The organism is Bacillus sp. YBsi01, from assembly GCF_038406745.1.
Taxonomy (GTDB): domain Bacteria; phylum Bacillota; class Bacilli; order Bacillales; family Bacillaceae; genus Bacillus; species Bacillus siamensis.
On the sequence record NZ_CP151679.1, the window covers coordinates 76,915 to 96,831 of the forward strand.

Below are 19,917 nucleotides of genomic sequence, written 5' to 3' on the forward strand. Positions count from 1 at the left end.
AGAAAAACCCGTTCATCAGAACGGGTTTTTTATTTAGACGGAACAGCGCTCCATTTGTTTCACCTAAAAATGAAAATGTGATAAAAAATCTAAAAAGGTTTTCTTTTTTTCATTTTCATGGAGGGCGATGGCGTAGGCGCCCGCGCTCGGCATCTGGGCGAAATCGCACGGGATTTCTATCATGCTGCCTTCGGCGAGTTCGGCCCGTACCGCTGACAGCGGCAGAAATGAGACGCCCAGCCCCTCTTTAATAAATCGTTTCGTAATATGCGTCTGTGTCACCTTCATCGTTCTGACAAAGGGGAACTGTATTCTGACCTGACGGAGCAAATCATCCCAATAGTCAGGATGGTTATGGGTCAAAAGCAGATATCGTCCGAGCAGGTCTTTCACTTCATCCGCTTTCCCTGATCCTGGTTTTCGGCCGGGGGGCGCGACGAGCACAACGGGGTCATTGTACAGGGGACGGCATGTGAGGGAAGATGATTGCACCTTTAAGCAGCTCAGTCCGATATCGGCTGAGCCGTTTCTGATTTGAGTGGCGATTTCTTCCGATTCGTAAATGGTGACCGTCATTTCGGTCTCTTTATTGTCCTCTGTGTAACGCTTCATGACAGACGGAAGAACGGTGTCGGCGATAAGCGGCGAAACAGCGAGCGTCAGCGTGTGGAAGTAGCCTTGACGCACTCTGTGCAGCTCCGCCATGCTGTTTTCATAGTCTTCCAAAAGCCTCATGGCAAATGGAACGTATGCTTTTCCTTCCTCAGTCAATTGTATTTTCCGGCCGCTTCGCTGAAACAGCTTACAGCTGATTTCTTTCTCTAATAATTTTATATGAACGGTGACGGTCGGCTGGGATAAAAAAAGTGTTTCCGCCGTTTTTCTGAAATTCTCATATTTTGCTGCGGTGACGAAGGTGTGAAGCCATTTAAAATCCATAGATGCACTCCTCTGATTAAAAGTTTTAATTAATTCCCTTAAAAATATTCATTATTTTTTAAATATTATATTTACTATAATAACAGAAAGAGGATAAGGGGGAATGAAATTGATTTATCATGGATTAAAAGGAATTACTTGTGCAGAAACGGCGATCAGCCACATTGACGGAGAAAAGGGGCATTTGATATATCGCGGATATGACGCGAAGGATATCGCGCTCCAATCCAGTTTTGAAGAAGCGGCGTATCTCATCTTAAACGGAACGCTTCCTGATGAGCAGCAATTGCTTGCGTTTCAAGAAAAACTTGCAGCCGAGCGCGGGCTGCCGAAACATCTCATCGACCTGATGGAAACGCTTCCGGACGATATGGACGATATGGCGGTGCTGAGAACGGCTGTTTCAGGTTTGGGGACAGATTCATTTACATATCCGCCTAAGCCGGAAGAAGCGATTAAACTGATTGCCGTCACACCGACGATTATTGCGTACAGATACCGCCGTAAACAAGGGCAGGAAGCACTGCCGCCTGAGGCGCGATACGGGCACGTTGAAAACTATTTGTACATGCTGACCGGCAGGCAGCCGTCCGAAGCTCAAAAGAAAGCGCTTGAAACGTATATGATTCTGGCGATGGAGCACGGGATGAATGCATCGACTTTTTCAGCGAGAGTCACCGTTTCCACTGAATCCGACTTAGTGTCTGCCGTCACTTCCGCACTGGGCACGATGAAAGGGCCGCTGCACGGAGGCGCGCCTTCCGGTGTAACGAAAATGCTTGAAGACATTGGACAAAAAGAAAACGCAGAAGCATATTTGACAGTGAAGCTTATGAGAGGAGAGCGCCTGATGGGCTTCGGGCACAGAGTATACAAAACAAAAGATCCGCGGGCGGAAGCATTGCGCATAAAGGCTGAAGAGGTGGCCGGAAATGATCCGTCGCTTGATTTGGCGCTTTATGTGGAGAAGGAAGCTATCCGTTTATTAGAGCAATATAAGCCGGGACGGAAGCTGTATACAAATGTAGAATTTTACGCGGCGGCTGTCATGCAGGCTATTGATGTGGATAATGCTTTGTTTACGCCGACTTTTTCGGCAAGCCGAATGGCGGGCTGGTGCGCACACGTGCTTGAACAGTCAGCTGACAACATGATTTTCAGGCCGTCTGCGCAATACACCGGAGCCTTTCCCGAAACGGCTCAGCAGCTTTAAGCACCGGCATATTTGTCCGTTTAGTGATCCGCACTCCGTGGTATCGTCTCAGTAATACCAAATGCAGGAGTGTGAGAACATGAATCCGATGGACAGACAGACAGAAGGTCAAAAACCGCAGGTGCAAAACCGCCAGCCCGGCACTGAGTCAGAAATGGAGCCGAAACCGCTCTTGGAGGACCCGGATGTAAAAGGATCGGGCAGACTAAAAGGAAAAGTCGCCGTCATCACGGGCGGAGACAGCGGCATCGGCGCAGCGGCTGCGATTGCTTACGCGAAGGAGGGAGCGGATCTTGCCATCCTGTACCTTGACGAACATGCCGATGCCGAGAGAACGAAAAAGCGTGCGGAAGAATGCCAGGCTGATTGCCTGTTAATTCCGGGAGACGTCGGGGATGAGGCCCATTGTCAGAAGGCGGTCCGGCAAGTCTTAGATCACTACGGAAAAATTGATATTCTTGTGAATAATGCCGCTGAGCAGCATCCGCAAAATGGGATTCTTGATATTACGGCTGAACAGCTGGAGAAGACCTTCCGTACAAACATGTTTTCCATGTTTCATATGACAAAGGCTGTGCTGCCTCATCTGAAAAGAGGGAGCGCCATTATTAACACAACATCTATTACCGCTTATCAGGGCGATACATCATTGATTGACTATTCGTGCACGAAAGGCGGCATCGTTTCCTTTACACGTTCGATGGCGATGTCATTGGCCGATCAGGGGATCAGGGTAAATGCAGTGGCCCCGGGCCCGATCTGGACCGCTTTGATCCCTGCGACGTTTACTGAAGAAAAGGTGGAAAAGCACGGTCTGGATACCCCGATGGGAAGACCGGGACAGCCTGCTGAACACGCCGGAGCTTACGTGCTTTTGGCTTCAGACGAATCTTCCTATATGACAGGGCAGACCATTCACGTAAATGGAGGCAGATTTATTTCAACATAATCCTTAAGTCTTATCCCGCACTTTTAAAAGTGCGGGATTTTTATTTATTTCTATATAATGTTAAGAAAACGCTGTCGTCAGGTCAATCGTGAATTCAAAGATGATAATAGGCGTTAACCCGCTGTAATAACGGGACGTTTTCCCATTCATGTTCTGTTTTGTTCATACAATAAATTTAATATATAGAATTTTCAAAAAAGTTATTTTCATTTTTTTATTTTTCGTTATAATATGATATAGGAGAAAGGAATGATGTACTGAAACATTTCATGCGAAAAATAAGAATTTAGTCATTATCGTTATTGTTATCTGAATATTCTAACATAAGAGATTGATATACAAGGAGTGAAGCAGATGAAGGGGAGCATATTCAGAAAGAAAAGCATTCAGGACCTGCTTGCCGCAACGGGCGGCGAAAAGTCGCTGAAAAGGGAGTTGGGGGCCTTTGATCTGACCCTTCTCGGGATAGGAGCCATCATCGGAACGGGTATTTTTGTTTTAACCGGAACAGGGGCAGTTACGGCGGGACCCGGGCTGACCGTTTCATTTGTCATAGCCGCTTTAGCATGTTTATTTGCGGCTTTGTCATATGCTGAATTTGCTTCAAGCGTCCCGGTTTCAGGTTCCGTCTATACATTTACTTATGCGACATTGGGTGAACTTCTCGCGTTTATCATCGGATGGGATTTAATCTTGGAATATATGCTCGCCGTCAGCGCGGTTTCGGTCGGCTGGTCCGGTTATTTTCAATCATTTTTGGCGGGATTCGGCATCCATCTTCCGACCGCATTAACGGCCGCTCCGGGTTCTGTTAAAGGCACAGTCACATTCTTTAATCTTCCGGCATTTGTTATTGTGCTTGCGATTACATTCCTTCTCTACTTAGGCATTAAGGAATCGAAGCGGGTCAATAATATTATGGTAATTCTGAAAATTCTGGTTGTTTTATTGTTTATCGCCGTTGCGGCAGTATATGTCAAACCGCACAACTGGCAGCCGTTTATGCCGATGGGGTTCGGCGGTGTTTTCAGTGCCGCGGCGCTCGTTTTCTTCTCCTTTATCGGTTTTGACGCCGTCTCTTCCGCCGCAGAGGAAACGAAAAATCCGGGGAAGGATCTGCCGAAAGGAATTATTTTTTCATTAATCGTCTGCACCGTGCTGTATGTGACCGTATCGGCGATTATGACGGGCGTCGTACCGTTTGCCGGTTTTGAAGGCGTTGACCATCCCGTTTCTCTCGTCCTGCAGATGGCGGGTCAGAATTGGGTGGCCGGGATTATTGATATCGGCGCAGTGTTGGGAATGACGACGGTGATGCTCGTCATGCTGTACGGCCAGACGAGGGTGATGTTTGCCATGTCCCGTGACGGTTTAGTGCCGGGGGCGCTTTCAAAAGTCCATCCGAAGCATAAAACGCCGCACGTGGTGACGTGGGTGTTCGGTATTCTGTCGGCATTGCTGGGAGCGCTCGTCCCGCTTGATGAACTGGCGAAGCTCGTAAACATCGGCACGCTTGCCGCGTTTGTCATGATTTCCGTGGCGGTTATCGTGCTGAGAAAGAAACAGCCTGATCTGCCGAGAGCTTTTAAATGTCCGGGAGTTCCCTTTATTCCGATATTGTCCATTCTGTTCTGCCTGTTTTTGATTATTAACCTTGGCGCCGCCACTATCATCCGTTTCTTTATCTGGCTGATCATAGGTCTGGTGATTTATTTCTTATATTCGAGAAAGCATTCGAAATTAAACGGATAATTGGCAAAAGGAGCGGTATCAGCCGCTCTTTTTGTGTTTTTCAGAATAGTGAAACATATTGAAATGGGCTTAAGTTATCGCGGCGAATAAGGGATAATATAGGGCGGAAGGGAAGTGGAAAGTGGTGTCTGACCAAAAAAGGGTTCAATGGGCCTCAAAAATAGGATTTATTATGGCCGCCGCCGGTTCGGCGATCGGCCTGGGAGCCATTTGGAAGTTCCCTTACGTAGCGGGTACGAACGGGGGAGGCGCTTTTTTTCTTGTATTCGTCCTCTTTACCGTGCTTTTAGGCTATCCGCTTTTGCTCGGTGAATTTATTTTCGGAAGGCGGAGCCAGACAAATGCGATTGATGCCTACAAACAAGCCGCGCCGAAGTCGGTATGGCACCTTACGGGTTATGTGGGTGTGGCGGCCTGTTTTTTAGTTTTGTCTTTTTACAGTGTTGTCGGCGGGTGGATTTTGCTCTATGTGCTGAAAGCCGTTACCGGTTCTTTATCCGGGCTCACTCAGGAGCAGTACGGCACGGTATTCGGGACGGTCATTGAAAATCCGCTCCAGACTCTCGCCGCGCAGCTGGTATTTATGATCATGACGGTAGCGGTCGTCGCAAAAGGCGTGCAGAAAGGGATTGAACGTGTCAGTGCGGTGCTGATGCCGATTTTATTCGTGCTGTTTCTGCTGCTTGTGCTGCGTTCTGTCACGCTTGATCATGCCGTTGAGGGAATTAAATTTTTATTGGTTCCGCACTTTGAAGATTTGACGCCGGAATCCATTCTTTATGCTTTAGGACAGGCGTTTTTTACATTAACGCTCGGCGTATCGGTCATGGTGACGTACAGTTCGTATCTGCCGAAAAACCAAAACCTTCCGGGATCGGCGGGTTCCATTGTTATCATGAATGTGCTCGTCACGCTGTTTGCGGGACTGGCCATTTTTCCGGCGGTTTTTTCGTTCGGCTTTAAACCGGATGAAGGGCCTACACTGCTGTTTACCGTACTGCCGGCTGTGTTTGACCGGCTGCCGTTCGGCACGCTGTTTTTCATCAGCTTTCTGGCGGTCTTTTTCTTTGCCGCACTGACTTCGGCCTTTTCGATGGTGGAAATTATCGTGGCGACTGTAGGGAAAGGTGATGAAACGAAAAGGAAGAAGCTGTCGTGGACAAGCGGTCTGCTCATTTTCTTAGTCGGAATTCCGTCGTGTTTATCATACGGTGTTCTCAGTGATGTTCATTTGTTCGGAAAAACGTTTTTTGATCTGGCGGATTTCACAGTGAGCAATGTGCTGATTCCGCTCGGCGCTTTATTAATATCAATCTTCATCCCGCTGAAAATACCGAAGCGGGAGCTGTTCGCCGAGATGAAAAGCGGTTCCGCCGTCGGCTATCGTTTCTTTCAGCTGTGGTATTTCCTTTTGAAATATCTTGTGCCGCTGGCTATCATTGTCGTATTGCTGCATTTAATCGGCGTTCTTTCATTTTAAAAAAACAGGCCCTGTCAAAGGGCCTGTTTTTATTTTATGGTTAAAAACCGAATTGCAGATTCGTATCAACGGCAACGATCGTATATACACAGACAATGACGAAAAGGTTGAGGATGACGCCGAGCAGCCCCGGGCCCGTCCGGCCTTTTTTAATAAACAGCTCAATGATGCCGAACGGCACGGCGGCCATCGCAAACGGCAGCATCTGATAAGAATAGAAAGTTACATTGCTGATGATTGCCACGTTCAACAGCAGCAGCGACAAAATCGCGGTACCGACTGATATCCAGCCGAAAACATTATGCTCTTTAAAAATTCTTACCAATTCCATAATTCCACCTCACCGATGTTTGCTGCTTTTACTGTTTTGTTTTTCAGCAGACGTTCGATTTCTTTTGTCGGCCCCGTCACGACAGAGCCGTATACATTCATTCCGTGATGTTCGACATAGTCTATTCTGCTGCTCAGGTTCATGTCTTTGCGTTTCGATATCGCATGCGCCCATTTTTTATGGCGGGACATAAATTCAAGAGCGCTGGTGAATTGTTCTCGGTCTGTCTGTCCCTGCGCTTCAAAAGAGGAAGCCATCTTAGAATCTTTCCCGGGAAATCCTAACGGCTCGGCATAAGGACTGTCTTTCAGATTTTTCTCCGTTTCGACCGCGTTCCATAAAAACTTCACATCGTATTTTTTAAAGGCTGAATATACTTGGGAAGAAGGGTAGGCGCGGTCATAAGAAAGATAGACCTCAGCCACGCTGCCTTCAGGCAATTTTTTTAACGTCTGTCCGGCTTTGTCGACCGTACGCTTCTTTAAGCCGGAAGGATGGGCGAAATAATGCTTTGCCTGTGCCGCGTCTAAATCATAGTAGTTAACGGCAGGCGATTTGACCGTATCTAAAAACATTTCAATCCGTTCTCCGCCGACGGATTTCGTTTTTGTGCCGATCTGCTTTTGCAGCGGAAATTCCGTATTCATTCCAAACAGCTTCACCTGGCTTTTCAGCCCGGAGGTATCGACGAGGACGTTCGGCATTGTGGTCGCCACCGTCACGGCAGCGGTCTCCATTAATTGATTACCGGTGCTTTCTTTTCCTCCCAAACCGTAATAGAGGTAGCTTCCTAAAGTGCAAAGCGGCAAAATCATTAAAGTGGAGATGACGGCGAGAACCGAAATCCGCAAATACGATTTGCGTTTTCCGTATGATAAAATGGCCTTCTGTTTTTCCGGGCTGATGCCGACGTCCCATTCCCGGTCGTCCTGCATTTCGCTTTCAATCAGCTCCTGATAGACTTCCAGCTTTTCCAGTTCTTCTTCAAAGGCGGCCATTTCCCGGTCGCTCATTTCTCCATTTTTGTATTGGTAAAAACGCTTTTTAAATTCTTCATTCATCATTAACACCTCTATTATAAAGTGCTTTCAGCCGCTGTCTGGCACGAAATAAAACACTTTTAAAATTAGCCTCTGAAATATTCATAATATGGGATGCTTCTTTGTAATTCAGTTCTTTTAAATAATACAGTGTTAAGGCCTCCCGATAATTGTCGGGAAGTTCGGACATATACCCTGTCAGCACTTCCTTGATTTCAATCTGATGAGCCGGGCTTTGCACAGCCGTCTGAAAAAGGCTCCCAATTAAGTCATCGGAAATGGTCACTTCCTTCTTATGTTTTCTGACATAATCTATAAACGCATTTCTCGCCACTTGAAAAAGCCATGGCTTTACTTTGCTGTGGTCGTAGGAGTGAATGTGTATGTATGCCCTCATAAAGGTTTCCTGCAGCAAATCTTCAGCGAGATGCTTGTCTTTAGTCATGGAGAGCAGGAACCGGTAAACATCATTCATATACATTTGGTAAATTTCATCGATCGTCACTGCCTTTTCTCCCCTCTATGTTATACACGCATAAGAAAGGTTTAAAGTTGCACGTTCCATGCAAACGGCTTAATTTCATTTTCACCTCATCAAACACCATTTCTCTATAGTACCCAAAATCCGTCATAAAAGATAGAGATCGGCGGAGGAAAAATATATTTATTAGTACCAGGTAATAAAAAATATTGTTATAATAGAGAGAGAACACTTTTGATCATTACAACAAAGGAAGTGCGTTATGTATAAGTTTTGTGCAAATGCCATCAAATTCATTCTTTCTCTGCGCGGAGGAGTCAAAGTATACAATAAAGAGAATCTTCCGTCTGATAAAGGATTCGTTATCGCGTGCACGCATGCGGGCTGGGTGGACGTCCTTACGCTCGGAGTCGGAATATTGCCTCATCAGATTCATTATATGGCGAAAAAAGAGCTGTTTCAGAAAAAGTGGATCGGAAGTTTTTTGAAGAAGATTCACGCGTTTCCGGTTGATCGTGAAAATCCGGGTCCGAGCAGCATTAAAACGCCGATTAAGCTTCTGAAGGAAGGGAAGATTGTCGGGATTTTTCCAAGCGGCACGAGAACTTCTGAAGACGTCCCGCTGAAAAGAGGAGCCGTGACTATCGCCCAAATGGGGAAAGCGCCGCTCGTTCCGGCCGCATACAGCGGACCGTCTGCGGGAAAAGAACTGTTTAAAAAGGGAAAAATGCGGCTTATCATCGGCAAGCCGATTTTTTTAGAGGACTTTGCCGACCTTGCGCCGAAGGAGAGGCTTGCGGCCATGACAGAAGAGCTGAATGCCAGAATTAAAGACCTTGAGAAAAAACTGGAACAAATGTAAACAAAAAAGCTTGCCGTCTGTATCAGACGCGCAAGCTTTTTTTGGTTATGCTTCTTTTTGTTCAGCGGTTTCCAGCAGTTCATCAAACGCCAGTTTTTTTACTTCGATATATGCGACGTGATGGCCGTCAATTTCATTAATAATAAATTCACAGCCTTCTTCGATAATCGAGTCGTATTGTTCGACGTCGTATTTCTGTGTAAGGAACCAGCCGCCGATAGTGTCGACTTCGTCATTTTCTAAATGGATGCCGAGCAGTTCGTTCACTTGATCAATCAGAACCTTACCGTCAAGCATGTAATGACCGTCGCCGAGTTTGCGGATTTCGTTGATTTCATCTATATCAAATTCATCACGGATTTCCCCGACGATTTCTTCGATGATGTCTTCAACGGTGACAAGTCCCGCGGTTCCGCCGTATTCGTCCGACAGAATCGCCATATGAACCCGCTCCTTCTGCATTTTCACAAGCAGGTCGTGAATCGGTGCCGACTCAATTACATGGATGATCGGATTGACAAATTCAGTAATCGGCGAGTCGACTGATACCTCGCCGCTGATGCAGGCGGTCAGCACTTCTTTAATGTTAATGACGCCGATAATATTATCTTTGTCACCCTCTTCGACAGGGTAACGGGTATATTTTTCAATCTGAATGATGTCCATCATTTCAGAAATTTTGATATCATGCGGCAGACTGACGATTTCCGTACGCGGAATCATGATTTCTTTTGCAAGTCTGTCGTCAAATTCAAAGATTTTGTTCACGTATTTAAATTCAGACTGGTTGATTTCACCGCTTTTATAGCTTTCCGATAAAATGATGCGCAGCTCTTCTTCAGAGTGGGCAAGCTCGTTTTCTGACACCGGCTCCAGGCCGAACATCTTCGTTAAAAGACGGGCGGAGTTGTTCAGAAGCCAGATAAACGGGAACATGATGCGGTAAAACCAAATGAGCGGTTTTGAAAACAGCATCGAAACGGCTTCCGCTTTTTGGATGGCGACTGTTTTCGGCGCTAATTCTCCGACGACCACGTGTAAAAACGTAATGACCGCGTAGGCGAGAATAAATGAAATAATGTGCGATAGTGAGCTTGGTACATTTATCTTTGTGAAAAGCGGATGAAGCAGGCGTTCAATCGTTGATTCGCCTAAGACACCAAGACCAATTGAAGTCAATGTTATGCCGAGCTGGCACGCTGATAAATACTCATCTAAATGCGTGGTCACTTTTTTGACACCGATTGCGGCTTTATTTCCTTCTGCTATAAGCTGGTCAACCCGTGAGCCTCTGATTCTGATTATCGCAAACTCAGATGCTACGAAAAATGCCGTCAGCGCGATTAAAACCGCGACTAAAATCAAATTCACAATGTCCAATTAGAACCTTCACTCCTTTTGGGAAGATGAAGGTAACACCTCCTGTTAGTAAGATAATGGTTTAACTTAACAGCAGCATAAATGATTGAAGCACTGCAAGCTTTTCAGGAGCCAGCTTTTTTTTCAGCTGTGCGCGCTCCTCTGGTTCAAGCCTTTCAAACCGATGCAAGATCCCGGAGATGTTTTGATTCATGTGATCAATTTCCGATGCCAGATTTCCAATATCGTCAGGCAAGGCTGAAGAGGGAAACTGGTTCTCCAGTCGGTCTTTTATATCAGACAGGGCCAATCGCTGCTTTTTACAAGCGACTATAAACTTTAACCGGTTGAGTGCAAGTGTATCGTAGTAACGATAGTTTGAACAAGACCTGCCAGGCTTTAAAAGCCCGAGGTTTGTGTAGTAATCCACCGTGCGTTTCGTTACACCGGCAAGCTCTGCTAATTCACTGATGCGATAAGTCTCAGCCCCATCTAAATCCCTCCCCAACCATCACGTTATAGTTATGAGAATAGTTTAATATATGAAGGGGAGTTTGCACAAGTTTATTGTTTTCCGTCTTTCTCTTGAATCCGGGCGGCATGATCCTGAAAAAGCGTTGACTGCGCTATGTAAATCTTTCATAATCATTGTAAATAGAAACGGCAGAAAAAGACAGAAGGGACAGATGACAATGGGCGGTTTATCACGGGAAGTGACAGAAAATCTGGAGAAAGGATCATGGATACGCAAACTATTTGATGAAGGCGCGCGACTGAAAAAAGAATTCGGCGCCGATAAGGTGTTTGACTTTTCTATAGGAAATCCGGTTTGTGAGCCTCCGGAAACATTTAAAAAGGCGCTTTGCGAAGCGGCTGAAACAGGACGGCACGGATATATACAAAACCAAGGGCTTCCGGAGGCGAGAGAGAAAGTTGCGGGCTTTTTGTCAGAGCGGTTCCAGACTGAAATTTCTGCCAGACATACAGTGATGACGGTCGGAGCCGGCGGAGCGCTGAATGTTGCGCTCAAGAGCATATTGAACCCGGAGGAAGAAGTCATCCTTCTGGCGCCTTATTTTGCGGAATACAAAGCGTATGTTGAAAATTACCGCGGCAGACCCGTCATCTGTCCGCTGACTGACTCATTTGAGATTGATATTGAAGCGGTGAGAGAAGCGATCACTCCCCGTACGAAAGGGCTGATCGTCAATACGCCGCATAATCCGACGGGAACGGTGCTGAGCCAGAAAAATCTTAATGAATTGGGCGCCTTATTAAAAGAAGCCGAGGAACGGAACGGACAAAGCATCTTTATTTTATTTGACGAACCATACAGCCAGCTGATCTACGGCGAAGAGCAGGCGAATCCGTTTCAGGCGTATCACCGCGTGATTTTAGTCAGTTCGTTCAGTAAAGATCTCGGCATTGCGGGGGAAAGGCTTGGGTATATCGCAGTTGACGCCCAAATGCCTGAGGGGGATCTTCTGACGGATGCGTTCGTTTTCTGCAACCGGACGCTCGGCTTTGTGAACGCTCCGGTCATGATGCAGCGCGCCGTGGCGAAAATGGATGTTCTTTCGATTGACGCTGAACCTTACCGTAAGCGCAGAGACCTTATGGTGGACATCCTCACAGAAGCCGGCTTCGAATTTGAAATGCCGAAGGGAGGCTTTTTCGTCTTTCCTAAATCACCGATTGAAGACGAGGTGGCATTCTGCATGCATGCCGCACAGAAATACAAACTATTGATCGTACCTGGCAGCGGATTTGGAAGAAGCGGCTATTTCCGCCTATCTTTCAGCGTGCCTATAGAACAGATCAGACAGTCGCGGGACATTTTCAAAGCGCTGTATCAAGATTTTTCTTCATAGCTTCCAATACATAAAGATGGGAGAACGGGCAAATGTCGAGGAGAAGTGTTGGCACGTCAGACATCAGCATTACAGGAGTCGGGGTTTTAACCGCGGTCGGACAGGGCAAAGAGGCGTTTCTTGATGCGCTTATGGAAGGGCGGCACGCTTTTGATGTGATGAAACGCCCCGGCCGGCAGAAGGGCAGTTCGTTTATCGGCGCGGAGCTTACCGAATTAACGCCGCCGGATGCGCTGTCCAAACGCTTGTACCGAAGGGCCGCATTATCAGGGAAGGCGGCGCTTATCGCTTTATATGAAGCGTGGCATGACGCTCAATTAGACGGTGCTGATCACAGCCGCACCGGTCTGATCGTCGGCGGCTCGAATACGACGCAGCGCGAACTGCTGCAGACCTTTGAGAAAAACGGCGAAACGCCGCAATTTGTAAATCCGGTGTACGGGCTTTCTTTTATGGATACTGATCTATCAGGGCTTTGCACCGAGCAATTCGGGATAAAAGGGCCGGCCTTTACGGTCGGCGGCGCGTCGGCAAGCGGCCAGGCGGCGGTTATCCAAGCTGTCCAAGGAATCAATGGAGGCCTGTTTGACCGCTGTATCGTGATCGGTGCGCTGGCCGATCTGTCGTATATGGAGTGTCACGCTCTCCGGTCATTGGGAGCAATGGGCACTGATCAATTCGCTGAACATCCTGAAGCCGCCTGCCGACCGTTTGACCGGCATACGGACGGTTTTATATTCGGAGAAGCATGCGGGGCGATTGTGCTGGAACGCGCTGAATCTGCCGAACAGAGGGGCGCGTGTTCGTGGGCCGGCTTAAAGGGCTGGGGGATGGCTTCTGATGCGAACCGCAACCCGAATCCTTCAGCAGAGGGCGAAATGACGGTGATCCGCCAGGCGCTGGAGCGGGCCGGTCTTTCAGCAAAAGAAATTGATTACATCAATCCCCACGGCACCGGTTCGCCGATCGGAGATAAAACTGAGTGCCGGGCGCTTTCTGAAAGCGGTCTGGCCCACGCGCGGATTAATGCAACAAAATCGATTACCGGACACGGCCTGAGTGCGGCCGGAACGGTGGAAATCATTGCCGCACTATTGCAGATGCGGGAATCCAAGCTTCATCCGACCCGCAATTTAACGGAGCCGATTGACGATTCATTTCAGTGGGTGACCGACGGGCCGAGCGCCCATACCGTACGTCATGCGTTGAGCTTAAGCATGGGATTCGGGGGGATTAATACGGCGCTTTGTTTAGAAAATCATTTCCGAAGCAGATAACGGCAGTCTTCTTTTTTGAAGGCTGTTTTTTATATGATGAAAAATCTGAAAATGATGAAAGAATGGAGTTATGATACAATAAAATATACAAATGACAATCATGCTTTGACTTAGGAGGTGGCAGGATGGGGCCCTCTGTGTAGTCAATCGCCCATTTCGTTCCTCTCGCTTAAGAAAAAACGATGAAACCAGGAGGTGACGTCCTTATCCTTCAATTCGGGATAAGGTGAAATGGACGATATTGACAGTTTGATTTTAATCGGTGTGCTCATTGCGTTAACGGCGTTTTTCGTGGCGAGTGAATTTGCGATCGTCAGAGTGAGGAGATCCAGAATCGATCAGCTCATCTCAGAAGGGAACAGACGGGCAGTGCTCGCAAAGCGTATCATTACGGATCTTGATGAGTATTTATCCGCCTCGCAGCTCGGCATTACACTGACATCTATCGGGCTCGGTGTACTGGGAGAGCCTGCATTTGAGCGGATGCTTCATCCTGTGTTACAGAGTATGGGGCTGCCGGATTCTGCTGAGCATGTGATTGCTTTTGCTGCGGCGTATGGGCTGATTACGTTTTTACATGTCGTCGTCGGTGAGCTTGCGCCTAAAACGGTTGCGATTCAAAAAGCGGAAAAGCTGACGCTATGGATTGCAGGGCCGCTTCGGTTATTTTACGTGTTCATGTTCCCGTTTATTTGGGTCTTAAACGGCTCCGCGAGGATTTTAACCGGTCTGGCCGGATTAAAGCCGGCATCTGAGCATGAAGGCTCCCATTCTGAAGAAGAGCTGCGGATCCTGCTGTCAGAAAGTTTAAAAAACGGAGAAATCAATCCGTCCGAATATACATTTGTGAATAAAATTTTTGAATTTGATAATCGGATCGCCAGGGAAATCATGATTCCGAGAAAAGAAATCGCCGCTGTTTCCACTGATATGACCGTGCAGGAAATGCTTGATATGATGCTGAAAGACAAGTATACGCGATGGCCCGTAACAGACGGGGACAAAGACAGCGTCATCGGCATGATCAATACGAAGCATCTTTTTTCAGATCTGCTGTTTATGACAGAAGATGAAAAAGCTGAAGTATCCATCACGTCTTACGTCCGCCCGGTCATTGAAGTCATTGAGACGATTCCGATACACGACCTGCTGATAAAAATGCAAAGAGAGCGGATTCATCTGGCGATATTGTCTGATGAATACGGCGGGACGTCCGGTCTTGTGACGACTGAAGACATCCTTGAAGAAATCGTCGGCGATATCAGAGACGAATTTGATGAAGATGAACAGCCGCTGATTCAAAAGCTGTCCGAACGTCATTATGTTCTGGACGGAAAGGTTCGGATCGATCAGGTGAATCATCTGCTCGGCGCAGAGATTGAAGAGGAAGTCGACACGATCGGCGGCCTTGTGCTGAAGCGGAATATTGATATTTGTGCGGGTGAGTCGATACAGATTGGGGGATACACTGCCCTTATCTTAGAAATGGACGGCCGGTTTATTAAACAGCTTGAATTAAAAGAAGAACAGGGCCGCCCGGGCGGTCAGGGGACAATAAACCGCCCGCTGCCCGTGCCTGAAACGGTCATGCTTCATAACGCAACCTTGAGCGAAAAATAAGCTCAAGGTTTTTTTAAATGGAAATGATAATGAAGCCGCACCAGAACACCAAAAGGCTTCCGGCTGCTGAAACTGCGATGTAAAGCAGGCTTTCCTTTATGCGGTTATTCATCATCAGCTGCACGGCTTCAATACTGAAGGTGGAAAAGGTCGTAAACGCACCGAAAAAGCCTGTCGCAATGATGATGCCGGCTGAAGGGTTATCCAGACCCAATCCGGTGAACATACCGAGGCCGAAGGAGCCGAGCAGGTTGACTGCAGCCATTCCAAGTGGAATCGGCAAACCCTTTGTCCTTTCTGAAACGGTTTGCCCCAGCAGAAACCGTAATACCGCTCCGATTCCCGCTGCAATAAGCATCAAGACAATCGTCATGGCGTATCATGCCCCCTTCCCGCGATGCGAAGCGCAATCCGCCGTCCCCAGAAAATGCCGGCGTATGCAAGGGCAAGACCGGCGAATAAAGTCGCGGCAGCATAACAAAAAGCTGTTGCGGGAGACGATTGCAGCAAAAAGACGGTTTCTTTTGCGAAGGTGGACATCGTCGTGAAACCTCCGCAAAAACCGGTTCCGAAAAAGGCGGTCAGGAGAGGGCGTTTAGCCCGAATGAGAAAATAACCCGTGATAAGACCGAGTAAAAGGCTTCCTGCCGCGTTTTCGAGGAAAGCAGCCGCCGGGAAAGACCGGCTGTGAATGTGTGTGCTCATTTCAAAGCGGAGCAAAGCGCCGAGCGCCCCTCCGATAAAAATTGCGATGTATTGTTTCATATCAGCCATCCTTAGAAATAAAATCCGGAAAATCAGTTACAATGCCGTCAACTTCCATCATTTGCAGCTTTTCGGCCGTCTTTTGATTTCTGACCGTCCAGGCAAATACTTTCAGGCCGTGTTTGTGAGCGGTGGAAATCAAGAACCGATTCAGACGGGTATATTTAATATTGACATAATGTGCGGCTGATTTGTAGGCGTTCAGCTGGCTTCTGGAAAACCTCCCGAAGCTGGGCCTGGCAATGATTGCAGTCGGAACGGACGGATACATATCATGAAAGGCCTGAATCGACTTCAGGCTGAAAGATTGAACGATATGATGCATGGAAAACCTGCTTAACAGCCGGCCGACTGCTTTTTCAAGACCGACTTGAGAAGCGTGCCCTTTCAGTTCAATTAAAAATCCGATTTTAGAATGGTAACGCTTCAAGACCTCTTCGAGCAGGGGAATCCGTTCCCCTTTAAACTCAGCCCCGTACCAGCTGCCGGCGTCCAGGGATTGCAGCTGCTTCAGCGTAAAATCTTTTACAAAACCAGAGCCGTCCGTCGTCCGGTCGACTCTGTCATCATGTATGACGACAATGTGTCCGTCTTTTGTGAGCTGGACGTCAAGCTCAATGAAATCAGCGTTCATTTCGGCAGCGATATCAAATGCCGCAAATGTATTTTCGGGCGCATAACCGGATGCGCCGCGATGAGCGATGGTATACAAGCTTGTCAGCTCCCCTCATGGGCATTTCTGTTATTATATCAAATTCATATATGCACAGCGATTCAAACTGGTGAATGTGCGAAACAGTATTTTTTTGGAAAAAAGATAGTGCTTTTTTCGGTTTACATTCCGCAGTGATGATTTATAATGGCAAAAAGGAGGCGAGATCATGGGAAAAGGGAGATTGAAAGTGGAGGAAAGAATTAAAGCCGAAACCGATGCTGAGATCCAAAAAGCGACTCTCCTGAATCAGACACAATCGAAGAAGAAATAGTGCCTGCCCCTGTTGTATCTGGCTGAAAGATGAACGAATTTGTGAAAAACCCCGGCTGTGTTCTGCTGCCGGGGTTTTTCAGGCTTTCATAAAGACATTAAAAGAAGCTGATGTCCGAATGTTTTAGTATAATGGATTTTCGACAAGACAAAGGAGCATATGCCATGGTAACACATTTTAAGAGCTTTTTTACTCTTGACCATATTTTGCAGATCTGTATCAGCATTGGGATTTTAGCGGCTTTTCTCATTTTGAGAAAGCTGTTTGTCAAATACTTTTTCCAGCTTGTTTACAAATTGGCGAACAAACCGAAAACCGATATATTCAAACAGATTGCGGTAGCGTTTGATAAGCCGGCCAGGTGGTTTTTCGTGGCGCTGGGGCTGTTTTTAGCGATTGAGTATTCGCCGTTTTTAGACGGGCAGATGGACATTGTCAAAAAAATGTACCGCTCTCTGATCATAGCGCTGATCGCCTGGGGGCTTTGCAATCTGACATCGGCGTCTTCCTTTTTATTTCATAAAGTCAATCAGCGCTTTGAGCTTGATATGGATGACATTTTGGCGCCGTTTTTATCTAAGGTGCTGCGCTTTGTCATTCTCGCACTCAGCGTCAGCGTGATCGCACAGGAATTCAATTATGATGTAAATGGGTTTGTGGCCGGACTCGGACTTGGCGGATTGGCGTTCGCGCTCGCGGCTAAAGATACGATCAGCAATTTTTTCGGCGGCATTATCATCATTACGGAAAAGCCGTTTACGATCGGCGACTGGGTCGAGACGTCATCTGTGACAGGGGGCGTAGAAGATATCACATTCCGAAGCACAAGGTTCCGGACGGCGCAGGGGGCGCTCGTCACTGTGCCCAATTCAACACTGTCGATGGAAGCCATCACAAACTGGACGAGAATGACGAAGCGCCAGATCACGTTTTCTGTTCGTGTCTCTTATGCGACGCCGATTGATCGTTTAGAGCGGTGCATCACGAGGCTCAGAGAAATGCTTCGTGAACATGAAGGCGTGCATGATGATACGATTATGGTTAACTTTGACGTGTTTGCGGACAGCTATTACAATCTTTTTTTCAACTTTTACACAAAGACCATCGTTTGGGCGGAAAGCCTGGACGTGCGGCAGGATATCAACCGCCGGATTATTGATATTTTTGCGGAGGAAGGCGTGGAATTCGCCTATCCGGGCCAGAATGTATTCGTAAAACAGAAAAGCCACGATGATCCGGTTCATGTGAAGGATCATTCCAGAGAAAAAGAACGGGCATAACGGGCGCCGTTCTTTTTTCATGATATGATAAAAAGAAAAGGCGGTGGAAGAGTGGAAGCGTTTATGACATTGATCAATCAGGCTGAACATATCGCGGTGCTGACGGGAGCTGGAATGAGCACGGAATCCGGCATTCCGGATTTTCGTTCGGCGGGCGGTATATGGACCGAAGACACCTCCAGAATGGAAGCGATGAGCAGGGAATACTTTGAACGCCGTCCGCGTGACTTCTGGCCCAAATTCAAACAGCTGTTTCAGATGAAAATGAGCGGAAGCTATGAACCGAATGCCGGCCATAAGTATTTGGCAGACCTTGAAAAGCGGGGAAAGCAGGTAGACATTTTCACGCAGAATATTGACGGGCTGCATAAGAAAGCGGGAAGCAGCAGTGTCTATGAGCTTCACGGTTCAATTCAGACCGCCGCATGCCCCCGCTGCGGAGCGCGCTACGGGCTTTCTCACCTGCTGAAGGAAGAAGTGCCGGAATGTACGGCGGAAACCGGAGATCATGCGGTTTGCGGCACTGTATTAAAGACGGATGTCGTACTTTTCGGCGATCTCGTCCAGCATTTTGAAACCCTTTATGAAAAGCTTGATCAAGCTGATCTCCTTCTTGTGATCGGCACTTCGCTTGAGGTGGCGCCGGCAAGGTTTGTCCCTGAGGATGCGAGCCGGATTCCCGGTTTGAAGCAGGTGATCATTAATCTTGAGCCGACATATTGCGATCATTTATTTGATCTTGTCATCCATGAGAAGATCGGTGAATTTGCAAAGCGGATCAGCGCCGCGATATAAAAAAAGCCGGATCATATACAGATCCGGCTTTTTCTTATTCATGGACGGGAATCATCTGGTCCGTCAGAACATCAAAGGAGTAGCCCTGGGCTTTCAGTTTTTGGATCAGGCTCGGCAAAGCATGCACGGTCGCAGGCAGATCGTGCATTAAAATGACATGCGGCCTGCTCGTATGGACGCTTTCCAAATATGCGAGCTGATTCAATACTTCCGGCACGTACCGGGCATTTTTGTATTTCCAATCCTCACTGTCAATCGTCCAGTCCCAGTACACAAAGCCGCCTCTTTCGAGATGCTTAATCTGGGTGTCTGTCAATGACGGTTTGCTGCCGTAAGGCGTGCGGACAAGATCCGTTTTCACTCCCGTGATGGCCTGGAGCGTATCGCGTCCCTGCTGCATTTCTTTCAGCGGCGATGTCGGTGTTTGATAAAACAGGTGATTATCGTGCGTCACGCCATGCAGGCCGAGCGCGATTCCTTCCTGATTCGCTCTTTGCACGGAATGATTATAGGCTTTCATCCGCGGTTCAAGCATAAAAAAAGTGGCCTTTGCGCCATTTGCCTTCAATACATTCAACAGCTGTTCAGTATAAGGAGACGGCCCGTCGTCAAAGGTTAAATATACCGTTTTTTTCCCCGTGTCCCGCTCTTTTTGCAAATGTTTAAGTAGGATGTCGGGAGAATCGTTTTTCAGCCGCAGGCTTTCTGTTTCATCTCGAAGCTGCCCGTTTGCAGTCACAGTGACCTGTTTATTTTTTGCGGCGGAAGCGGAATAACCCATTATGACGATTACCAGAAGCAGCCCGCACAAAACTGCTAAACTCGTAAGTTTAAAAGCCAATGAAAACAGAGAAGGGGAAGCACCTTCTTTTGTCTTGCGCATAACAATCTCTCCAGTAGCATAAATTTCTTCATAA

The 19,917-nt window shown here is 47.5% G+C and carries 21 protein-coding genes; 11 read left to right on the forward strand and 10 right to left on the reverse strand.

Features of this window, described 5'->3' with window-relative positions; genetic code table 11:
* Nucleotides 1-63: 63 nt before the first annotated feature.
* Nucleotides 64-939 (reverse strand): LysR family transcriptional regulator, encoded by an 876-nt coding sequence (locus AADZ70_RS00460; RefSeq protein ID WP_045927075.1) that lies wholly within the window; start codon nt 937-939, stop codon nt 64-66.
* A 109-nt stretch (nt 940-1,048) separates the two neighbouring features.
* On the opposite strand from AADZ70_RS00460, the gene AADZ70_RS00465 reads away from it, so the two are divergent.
* The 4 genes from AADZ70_RS00465 to AADZ70_RS00480 all read left to right on the forward strand — a co-directional run bounded on the left by AADZ70_RS00465 (nt 1,049) and on the right by AADZ70_RS00480 (nt 6,333).
* A complete protein-coding gene (locus tag AADZ70_RS00465) occupies nt 1,049-2,152 on the forward strand; it encodes a citrate synthase/methylcitrate synthase (RefSeq protein ID WP_342007524.1) in 1,104 nt (367 codons plus the stop codon).
* Between the two features lie 79 nt (nt 2,153-2,231).
* A complete protein-coding gene (locus AADZ70_RS00470) occupies nt 2,232-3,101 on the forward strand; it encodes an SDR family oxidoreductase (RefSeq protein ID WP_016938392.1) in 870 nt (289 codons plus the stop codon).
* A 354-nt stretch (nt 3,102-3,455) separates the two neighbouring features.
* Nucleotides 3,456-4,853: an amino acid permease gene (locus AADZ70_RS00475; protein ID WP_188153851.1), complete on the forward strand. Its 1,398-nt coding sequence runs from the start codon at nt 3,456-3,458 to the stop codon at nt 4,851-4,853.
* Between the two features lie 124 nt (nt 4,854-4,977).
* Nucleotides 4,978-6,333, forward strand: a complete 1,356-nt coding sequence (locus tag AADZ70_RS00480) for a sodium-dependent transporter (protein WP_342007525.1) — start codon at nt 4,978-4,980, stop codon at nt 6,331-6,333.
* A gap of 40 nt (nt 6,334-6,373) precedes the next feature.
* On the opposite strand, the gene AADZ70_RS00485 is transcribed toward AADZ70_RS00480, so the two are convergent.
* From AADZ70_RS00485 to sigM, 3 genes are read right to left on the reverse strand one after another with little or no spacing between them, the layout of a single operon-like run.
* Nucleotides 6,374-6,664 carry an anti-sigma-M factor gene (locus AADZ70_RS00485; protein ID WP_003155315.1) on the reverse strand — a complete coding sequence of 97 codons (291 nt, stop codon included), beginning with the start codon at nt 6,662-6,664 and terminating at the stop codon, nt 6,374-6,376.
* Nucleotides 6,652-7,725, reverse strand: a complete 1,074-nt coding sequence (locus tag AADZ70_RS00490) for an anti-sigma factor (protein ID WP_016938389.1) — start codon at nt 7,723-7,725, stop codon at nt 6,652-6,654. Before AADZ70_RS00490 ends, AADZ70_RS00485 begins: the two co-directional genes overlap by 13 nt.
* Entirely contained in the window at nt 7,718-8,209 is a 492-nt protein-coding gene (gene sigM / locus AADZ70_RS00495; protein ID WP_003155312.1) for an RNA polymerase sigma factor SigM, read from the reverse strand. The genes AADZ70_RS00490 and sigM overlap by 8 nt, the downstream gene beginning before the upstream one ends.
* Nucleotides 8,210-8,447: 238 nt before the next feature.
* Between sigM and AADZ70_RS00500 the strand changes: the two genes are divergently transcribed.
* Nucleotides 8,448-9,047, forward strand: coding sequence for a 1-acylglycerol-3-phosphate O-acyltransferase (locus AADZ70_RS00500; protein ID WP_045927079.1), 600 nt, complete (start codon nt 8,448-8,450; stop codon nt 9,045-9,047).
* A 45-nt stretch (nt 9,048-9,092) separates the two neighbouring features.
* On the opposite strand, the gene AADZ70_RS00505 is transcribed toward AADZ70_RS00500, so the two are convergent.
* Both AADZ70_RS00505 and AADZ70_RS00510 read right to left on the reverse strand, forming a co-directional pair.
* The gene (locus AADZ70_RS00505) at nt 9,093-10,427 is read right to left on the reverse strand and encodes a hemolysin family protein (RefSeq protein WP_016938387.1); all 1,335 of its coding nucleotides are present in this window, start codon (nt 10,425-10,427) and stop codon (nt 9,093-9,095) included.
* A 61-nt stretch (nt 10,428-10,488) separates the two neighbouring features.
* A complete protein-coding gene (locus tag AADZ70_RS00510) occupies nt 10,489-10,914 on the reverse strand; it encodes a MerR family transcriptional regulator (RefSeq protein ID WP_342007526.1) in 426 nt (141 codons plus the stop codon).
* A 178-nt stretch (nt 10,915-11,092) separates the two neighbouring features.
* Between AADZ70_RS00510 and AADZ70_RS00515 the strand changes: the two genes are divergently transcribed.
* The 3 genes from AADZ70_RS00515 to AADZ70_RS00525 all read left to right on the forward strand — a co-directional run bounded on the left by AADZ70_RS00515 (nt 11,093) and on the right by AADZ70_RS00525 (nt 15,174).
* Nucleotides 11,093-12,277 (forward strand): pyridoxal phosphate-dependent aminotransferase, encoded by a 1,185-nt coding sequence (locus tag AADZ70_RS00515; protein ID WP_342007527.1) that lies wholly within the window; start codon nt 11,093-11,095, stop codon nt 12,275-12,277.
* A gap of 32 nt (nt 12,278-12,309) precedes the next feature.
* Nucleotides 12,310-13,554 carry a beta-ketoacyl synthase N-terminal-like domain-containing protein gene (locus AADZ70_RS00520; protein WP_342007528.1) on the forward strand — a complete coding sequence of 415 codons (1,245 nt, stop codon included), beginning with the start codon at nt 12,310-12,312 and terminating at the stop codon, nt 13,552-13,554.
* Between the two features lie 231 nt (nt 13,555-13,785).
* On the forward strand, nt 13,786-15,174 hold the full coding sequence (locus AADZ70_RS00525; protein WP_188153854.1) for a hemolysin family protein: 1,389 nt from the start codon (nt 13,786-13,788) through the stop codon (nt 15,172-15,174).
* Between the two features lie 13 nt (nt 15,175-15,187).
* Here AADZ70_RS00525 and crcB read toward each other — a convergent pair whose 3' ends face one another.
* Genes crcB through AADZ70_RS00540 form a run of 3 tightly spaced genes read right to left on the reverse strand, consistent with a single transcriptional unit; the run spans nt 15,188 to nt 16,651 of the window.
* A complete protein-coding gene (crcB, locus tag AADZ70_RS00530; RefSeq protein WP_045927082.1) occupies nt 15,188-15,547 on the reverse strand; it encodes a fluoride efflux transporter CrcB in 360 nt (119 codons plus the stop codon).
* The gene (locus AADZ70_RS00535; RefSeq protein WP_047476669.1) at nt 15,544-15,939 is read right to left on the reverse strand and encodes a CrcB family protein; all 396 of its coding nucleotides are present in this window, start codon (nt 15,937-15,939) and stop codon (nt 15,544-15,546) included. The genes crcB and AADZ70_RS00535 overlap by 4 nt, the downstream gene beginning before the upstream one ends.
* Before the next feature lies 1 nt (nt 15,940).
* Nucleotides 15,941-16,651 (reverse strand): glycerophosphodiester phosphodiesterase family protein, encoded by a 711-nt coding sequence (locus AADZ70_RS00540; RefSeq protein WP_095241009.1) that lies wholly within the window; start codon nt 16,649-16,651, stop codon nt 15,941-15,943.
* A gap of 169 nt (nt 16,652-16,820) precedes the next feature.
* Between AADZ70_RS00540 and AADZ70_RS00545 the strand changes: the two genes are divergently transcribed.
* The 3 genes from AADZ70_RS00545 (at nt 16,821) to AADZ70_RS00555 (ending at nt 19,000) form a co-directional block, all read left to right on the forward strand.
* The gene (locus tag AADZ70_RS00545; RefSeq protein ID WP_016938379.1) at nt 16,821-16,925 is read left to right on the forward strand and encodes a YhdX family protein; all 105 of its coding nucleotides are present in this window, start codon (nt 16,821-16,823) and stop codon (nt 16,923-16,925) included.
* Nucleotides 16,926-17,089: 164 nt separating this feature from the next.
* The gene (locus tag AADZ70_RS00550) at nt 17,090-18,205 is read left to right on the forward strand and encodes a mechanosensitive ion channel family protein (RefSeq protein ID WP_342007529.1); all 1,116 of its coding nucleotides are present in this window, start codon (nt 17,090-17,092) and stop codon (nt 18,203-18,205) included.
* 51 nt (nt 18,206-18,256) lie between these two features.
* Nucleotides 18,257-19,000, forward strand: a complete 744-nt coding sequence (locus AADZ70_RS00555) for an NAD-dependent protein deacylase (RefSeq protein ID WP_342007530.1) — start codon at nt 18,257-18,259, stop codon at nt 18,998-19,000.
* A 34-nt stretch (nt 19,001-19,034) separates the two neighbouring features.
* Here AADZ70_RS00555 and AADZ70_RS00560 read toward each other — a convergent pair whose 3' ends face one another.
* Nucleotides 19,035-19,883 carry a polysaccharide deacetylase family protein gene (locus tag AADZ70_RS00560; protein WP_342007531.1) on the reverse strand — a complete coding sequence of 283 codons (849 nt, stop codon included), beginning with the start codon at nt 19,881-19,883 and terminating at the stop codon, nt 19,035-19,037.
* Between the last annotated feature and the right edge of the window lie 34 nt (nt 19,884-19,917).